7 protein-coding genes are annotated in these 6,627 nt (G+C 36.0%); 1 reads left to right on the forward strand and 6 read right to left on the reverse strand.

What is annotated here, in order from left to right; genetic code table 11:
• Positions 1-5 precede the first annotated feature (5 nt).
• Positions 6-1,463, reverse strand: a complete 1,458-nt coding sequence (locus tag ACOI1D_RS20720) for a spore germination protein (RefSeq protein WP_422503996.1) — start codon at positions 1,461-1,463, stop codon at positions 6-8.
• Positions 1,464-1,589: 126 nt separating this feature from the next.
• Here ACOI1D_RS20720 and ACOI1D_RS20725 point away from each other — a divergent pair, with 126 nt between their 5' ends.
• A complete protein-coding gene (locus ACOI1D_RS20725; RefSeq protein ID WP_422503998.1) occupies positions 1,590-2,441 on the forward strand; it encodes a hypothetical protein in 852 nt (283 codons plus the stop codon).
• A 28-nt stretch (positions 2,442-2,469) separates the two neighbouring features.
• On the opposite strand, the gene ACOI1D_RS20730 is transcribed toward ACOI1D_RS20725, so the two are convergent.
• The 5 genes from ACOI1D_RS20730 to ACOI1D_RS20750 form a co-directional block, all read right to left on the reverse strand.
• Positions 2,470-4,014, reverse strand: coding sequence for a rhomboid family intramembrane serine protease (locus ACOI1D_RS20730; RefSeq protein ID WP_422504000.1), 1,545 nt, complete (start codon positions 4,012-4,014; stop codon positions 2,470-2,472).
• 109 nt (positions 4,015-4,123) lie between these two features.
• The gene (locus tag ACOI1D_RS20735) at positions 4,124-4,333 is read right to left on the reverse strand and encodes a hypothetical protein (RefSeq protein WP_422504002.1); all 210 of its coding nucleotides are present in this window, start codon (positions 4,331-4,333) and stop codon (positions 4,124-4,126) included.
• A 63-nt stretch (positions 4,334-4,396) separates the two neighbouring features.
• Entirely contained in the window at positions 4,397-5,410 is a 1,014-nt protein-coding gene (locus ACOI1D_RS20740; RefSeq protein WP_422504004.1) for a ThiF family adenylyltransferase, read from the reverse strand.
• Between the two features lie 14 nt (positions 5,411-5,424).
• Positions 5,425-5,979: a 5-formyltetrahydrofolate cyclo-ligase gene (locus ACOI1D_RS20745; RefSeq protein WP_422504006.1), complete on the reverse strand. Its 555-nt coding sequence runs from the start codon at positions 5,977-5,979 to the stop codon at positions 5,425-5,427.
• Positions 5,980-6,405: 426 nt separating this feature from the next.
• Entirely contained in the window at positions 6,406-6,603 is a 198-nt protein-coding gene (locus ACOI1D_RS20750; protein WP_422504008.1) for a hypothetical protein, read from the reverse strand.
• Between the last annotated feature and the right edge of the window lie 24 nt (positions 6,604-6,627).

Here is a 6,627-nt window from a genome sequence, read left to right on the forward strand (position 1 = left end):
CCAAATTATTTGTCAGGGTCCTGAGGGTTCAAAAATGTAGGTCTCCTGTTTTTCAATGGTATTGGTGTACGAACAAACACATCACGAAAGGCACGGTAGGAAAAAGGTAAAAGCGGCCACAAATATGCTATCTCATATGATTTCATGCGTACGAGGTACAGAATCCACCCCGTTATTCCCAATACATAGCCAACCAGTCCAAAAGATGCAGTCACAATTAGTAAAAACATACGAACGAGTCGATTCGCCAAACTGAGTTCATAGCTTGGTGTTGCAAACGTCCCTATAGCAGCTATCGCCAGGTACAAAACAACTTCATTTGAAAACAAACCAATTTGAACAGCAACTTGTCCCAACAGGACTGCCGCAACAAGTCCTAATGCTGTAACAAGTGATGAAGGAGTATGAAGTGCTGCCATCCTAAGCATATCTAGCCCTATTTCAGCTATCAGAAACTGGGCTATTAATGGAATAGTACCCATATCAGCTGGACCGATAAAATCCAGATTCGGTGGTAACAATGTTTGATCAGTAGAAAACAAGTAGTAAAGTGGTAGGATAAAAATGGATGCTATTACAGCAATAAAACGGATTAACCTCAAATAAGCTCCGACCAGTGGTTTTTGGCGATATTCTTCTGCATGCTGTAAATGATGCCAGTAAGTAGCAGGCGTAATCATAACACTTGGTGATCCATCAATAATAATCAAAATATGTCCTTCGTATAAGTGCGCCGATGCAGTATCAGGGCGTTCTGTATATCTAACTGTTGGATAAGGATTCCAATGGCGGCCACTTATAAATTCTTCAATAGTTTTTTCTGCCATTGGTAGCCCATCAGTATCAATCTTTTCCAATGACTCTTTAAGCTTTTTAACTCGGCTCATGTCTGCTATATCCTCAATATAACATAAACAAATATCTGTTTTCGATCGCCTTCCGATTTGCAAATATTCCATACGCAGTGTTTTGTCTCTAACCCTTCTACGTGTCAAAGCGGTGTTGAATACGATTGTTTCAACATAACCGTCCCGTGAGCCCCGGACAACACGTTCCAGATCAGGCTCTGCCGGAGCACGAACAGGATAAGTCCGGGCATCGATCATGATTATCTCATCTATACCTTCCACAACTAATGCAATAGGTCCCCCAAGTACAAGATCTACTGTTTTGTTTAAGTCATGGTTATTTCCAAGTTCTATATAAGGTACATATGTTTGAAGTAACTTTTTTAACGGATCTGGGTCTAGATCCTCTGGCTTAAGTTTAGCAAAAAACTTCATGATGAAATGTAAAATTTCATCTTTTGCGAACCCATCTATTAGAAATAATGACATTTTTCTGCCAGCGTACTCTAAATTCAAATGAATAACATCAAAGCTTTTCTCAACTCCCAAATGCTTATGTAAATAATCAATATTCTCCTGGTATGTGGGAAATAGAGGTTGTTTTTTTGTTTCCATAAGTCTCTCCCCGCTTCTATAAGAATTCATGCACTTATTGTGTTCTTATAGAAGTTTCCTATACATATTTGGCAATCCAAATACATACATCTTTATTAAGACAAACCTTTTTCAGGGGATGACGTAATGAGAAAATATATAGTACCTACTATTTGCCTTATGCTAAGTATCTCCTTTTACCTTTTGTACCAAGCCAAAGTTGATTCAATTCCAAGTATCAGCTACTTCCCTTTAGATGAGGAGACAGGTTTTGCTGAGGCAGATACAAACTTAAAAATGAAGATACTTAATAATCGAGGTAAATACATTATTTCATGGAACACCTTCTCAAAGAGTGAAAAATCTTTATATTTAAGGCAGGACATATCATTGCTTTTTAAGAATGGAAAGCTTCTTGGAGCCTTAAGCAAATGGCATGAAAATGTAAAAAACATTAACTTGAATGAACGCGTTAAGTCAAAAGGGACGGGCTATTTTCAATCTATCTCCTACCATCATGGTGAAATACATCATTCAGAGGATTCTATTAAAAGCATTCAAAAAATGACCTATGACAATTTGTATGTTATCGAGGATAGACTGTCGCCTGTTCGGTCTTTTGATACTCTGAAAACGAAGAAAAATAAAGCTTTAGAACAACAGTTGAATAACGAAATAAAGGGGACTTTATTAAATTACTGGGATCGAATTTTTGATCATTATCGGATAAAAAAGAAAAATTATTTAATTGTTCCATTAACTGAATTAAACCGTTATAATAATTCTCCATTACCTACACTGTCACAAAGCAAAACGAATCAAATTATCGGTCAATTATGGGAAGGGGTGTACAAGAACTATCTTGTTCCAATTACCAGTGCGAGTGGGCAGGTCGCAAGCCAGATACCTATTGTATTATTTGGAAAGGATAACAAGCATCTTATCGTTTTGTTTGAAATAAACGAAAACACGGAGCGTCTAATTCAAAAGTATCCTTAATACAGAGAATCTTCGTGATTTATTGTAACTATTGTTTGTGACCCATAATTTGTTTATATAAATTTTTATATGAATTATCATTAGGCTTTAACTCAAAAGCCTTTTCAACAGTTTGTTTAGCCTTTTGTTCATTGTCCTGATTTTGATATAATATAGCCAGGTTGTAGTATACCTCTGGCATATCAGTATCCATTTCAACAATTTCTTCTAGATCATTTATGGCTAAAGAAGTTTCGCCCAATTCAATATGCGCGTATGACCGTTGAAAAAGGAGTGTAGCAGTTAACTTACTTGGTGTCTCTAACCCTTTTGTTGCCCGGGTAACAACTGCTTTATAATTATCTTCCTTCAGTAGTTCCTCAATTTTGGTCAACTGATACAATGCGCTTTCCTTATTTTTTTCTATCCCGAGAAATATCAATCCTATAATAATCGCGAAGTAACAAACAAAAGCTGCTAGTTGGTAAAAAAATTTCTTTTTCTTAGGTAAGAAAACAATTGCAGACGCTAAAAAGCCAGCTATTAATCCACCAATATGTGCACTATTATCAACCTGAGGGATTGAAAAACCAAAAATTAAATTTAAGCCAATTAAAACAATAATTCCTTTTCCCATTGTTTGGAAAAACAGTTTCTTGTGCAGCATTCCAAAAAGTAACAAAGCACCAAATAATCCAAATAACGCACCGGAAGCTCCCGCTGAAACAGTTGTTGTAAAAGCAAAACTAGCAAGGCCACCACCAATTCCGGCAAGGATATATATAAATAGGAATCGAGCAGAACCATAAATCCGTTCAACGGTAGTCCCCAAATAATACAAAGCTAACATATTCATAAATAAGTGTAGTAAACCAATGTGCAAAAACATGGAAGAGATAATTCTCCACCATTCCCCTTCAATTATGGCAGGATTGTACTTTGCCCCATATGTAATAAGCGTTTGTGTTGATGTACTTCCTCCGCTAAATTCAAGTATGATAAACAGAAATATATTTATAGCAAATAAAATAAAGGTTAAAAATGGTTTCCCGTATGAAAATACTGTTTTAATCTCTTTTCTTTTCATATGTAGTATGTTTTTTAATTTATTTTTTAAATCATTTAGTTCATTAGTTAAATCTACAGTGGAGAGTTCATTTGTAGTTATCTTTAATTGAATATCAAGTGCTTGCTCTAAACGTTTTTTTTCCGCGAAAATATCTGCTTCATTTAAATAATATAAGTGCATTTTAATGGACGTGCGTTCTTTTAACTTCATTGGCTTTTTCAATTTCTCCCATTCACCAACGGGGGCATGTTTAGCGATATAAATGTTTTTTACTAAGATATGTTTGCCTATTAATAACCGTCTGATAGCCTTAGTTCGTTGAAAAGCCAGTGCTATATCTTTTTTTAAATCGTTCATCCAGTAAAATTCTTTATGTACCAGTCTGATGACGTAGGAGGTTTTGTTTATATATTTTTCAAGCCAAATTTCTTCTTTATGCTCATCCATATCAACGATCTCGTATCCTTCTTCTGCAACTAATTGATCTGCAATTTTATACATGACATGTTGTTCATTTGTGTACATATTGTATCCTCCCCCAATGACATCATATCAAAGCTAACTAAATAATTCCTGTGTTCCCTTCATTTCAAAAAACAAGGTAGTTGCATGGAGAACAACTACCTTGGGATAGCTAATTTTTTTGTGAATCAACACCATTTAATGGATTTTTAAATAGATTTGAAAAAAGTTTTTCTTTAATGGTTGGCATATTCATGGTTAGCATCACACCTAATTTTCGTAACACACTCACAGCCAGGATCATGTTCAACAATTTGTAGCGCCATTTATATACAGCAAACAAAGCCGATAAGACAATTCCAACAATTACTATTATTCTCATGCGTTCACCTGATTTCTATTTTATAGTACCTTTAGTTTTTTCAGGTGACCATTTAATTATGCATTACGAACCGATATATCGATCATACCACGACCTGGCAATTACAGTATCTTCTGTACCTTGAACCAGAACCCTGCCATCAGAAAAAAGAATAAATGTAATGCCCTGCTCAAATTCAGCCTTCAACAAAAAAGGAGTTTGCTTAACTGCGGAAACTGGAGCAAGTTTATCCTTCCAAATTTTTAAATTAAGTTTTGTTTTTTGGTGTATTTGAACACTATTTCTGCCACATAAAACAATTTCTGCATTTTCTACTTTTCTTTTTAAAGAAGGGAACTCTCTAGTTTGACAAGTGGGACAATTTATTTTTGGGTTTGCAAATTTAATATCATATTGGTTATTTAACCATATATCAAACGTGTGAAGTGTGTTTCTTAATACATCTTTGTTACCCGTTAGATATTTAATTGTCTCGGTTACTTGAAAAGAGGAAACCATGTCCACTGCTGGAGAAATAACCCCAACAGTGTCACATGTTTGTCCATCATTAGCTGTACCTGAAATCAAGCAGCGTAAGCATGGTGTTTTTTGTGGAATAAGAAATGCAGTCATTCCTCTGGAGCTTACTACACCACCATAAGAAAATGGAATGTCGTGTTTAAAACAACAGTCGTTCAGTATAAATCTAGTAAATAAATTATCCGTCCCATCCAGAACGACATCCACTCCGTTAATTAACTCCTCAACATTTTCAGCTGTAACGTTTCCAACAATTGCATCTATTTCTGTTGTACTATTAATCTTCTCCAATTTGTTTTTAGCCGCAATTGCTTTTGGTAAAGCCTCTTTGACATCGTTTTCGTCAAACAACATTTGTCGTTGCAAATTTGTCAGCTCAACATAATCACGGTCGATTAGTCGTATTTTACCAACACCAGATCGGACTAAATGGTTACAGATTACAGTACCTAATGCTCCAACTCCTACGACTAGTACAGTACTATTTTGCAGTTTATCCTGTCCGGCCTGTTGTATTGGACCAAATAAAAGTTGTCTTGAATAACGATTTGATTGCAATAGAATACCTCCTATTAATATATTCCATTTTCGTTGATAATATAATCAACAGGTAGATCAAACGCTTCACTAGGAATTTCTTGAATTAATTGCCCATCTGCTACTAATGAAGCAGTCACATTGGGGAAATCGGTTAGAAATCGATCATAGTATCCCCCACCAAAACCAATTCTGTAACCATTTTTATCAAAAAGCAATCCTGGGACAATTAACAAGTCTATACTGGTTTTCTTGATAGGTTTAGATATGCTTGGGCTTGGCTCCTGTAGATTGTAATAAACTATCTCGAGTTGATTATATGTTTTTAGTTGATAAAAAGTCAGTTGTTTTTTAGCTGGATCGCATTTAGGAACTGTCACCTGCTTTTGTTCTTTCCATGCTGTATCTATAATTGCCTTTGTATCCCATTCAAAACCCTGGGATATTGTTATACCAATTGTTTCAGCTTTCTTCCATAGTTCTGAGTTAATCAGCTGACTGGTGATTTTTTCTTCAATGGATTTTTTTTCGGGTTTTGACAAAGAGTTTAGGTAAGTAATTGCTTTTTTTCGCAATTTTGACTTATTCATATTATCCCCTCCCACTTTTTAACAATGGCTGTTTTCTAAAAGATTGTTGTTTTATACACAAAACCTATAAACTGCGACGTAACTGCTATGTTTATATTTCCTATCACCATTAATATTGGTGCCGATCCAGCACTGCGGAAAAACACTCGCTTTCCGTGGGGAACCTTCAGCCTCCTTGCCCCGGCAAGGGGTATGCCGATGTTGTCCGCAAAGGACGGTCTTAGTCGGCTCGCGTCATCTACCGCTCACTGCGGGGTCTTCAGACTGTTCCTTTCCCAGTCGAGTAAGCGGGAGCGATTCCCCTATTGGGTCGCTCCTCTACTCCTCACAGAACCGTGCGTGCGGGATTATCGCACACGGCTCTTCCTATCACCATTCATAGAATGTAGTTAATATCTTTCTTCAAATCATATATATTTACTTTTATCACCGGACGAGGTAAAGGGTACTTTCTAAGGATGTATTGAACTTATCCCAACTGAAAGATTTCCTTTGACTCCTTCGATTCATCCGCTTAAACAACAACTTTTTTACTCGGTAAAGAAATTTCTCTACAGTCTCTGTGTTGTCTGTGATACAGTAATAATTATAGTAACCAGTCAGGGAACGCTTTAATCTAGCCATTATCACTTTAATATCTACGTTCCT

Origin of the sequence: Virgibacillus sp. DJP39, assembly GCF_049310925.1 — a bacterium.
Classification (GTDB): domain Bacteria; phylum Bacillota; class Bacilli; order Bacillales; family Amphibacillaceae; genus Virgibacillus_F.

Coding starts and splice junctions, on each gene's coding strand:
- ACOI1D_RS20720 (WP_422503996.1), bottom strand. CDS start 1,463: ATGGAAACAAAAAAACAACCTCTATTTCCCACATACCAGGAGAATATT.
- ACOI1D_RS20725 (WP_422503998.1), top strand. CDS start 1,590: ATGAGAAAATATATAGTACCTACTATTTGCCTTATGCTAAGTATCTCC.
- ACOI1D_RS20730 (WP_422504000.1), bottom strand. CDS start 4,014: ATGTACACAAATGAACAACATGTCATGTATAAAATTGCAGATCAATTA.
- ACOI1D_RS20735 (WP_422504002.1), bottom strand. CDS start 4,333: ATGAGAATAATAGTAATTGTTGGAATTGTCTTATCGGCTTTGTTTGCT.
- ACOI1D_RS20745 (WP_422504006.1), bottom strand. CDS start 5,979: ATGAATAAGTCAAAATTGCGAAAAAAAGCAATTACTTACCTAAACTCT.
- ACOI1D_RS20750 (WP_422504008.1), bottom strand. CDS start 6,603: ATGGCTAGATTAAAGCGTTCCCTGACTGGTTACTATAATTATTACTGT.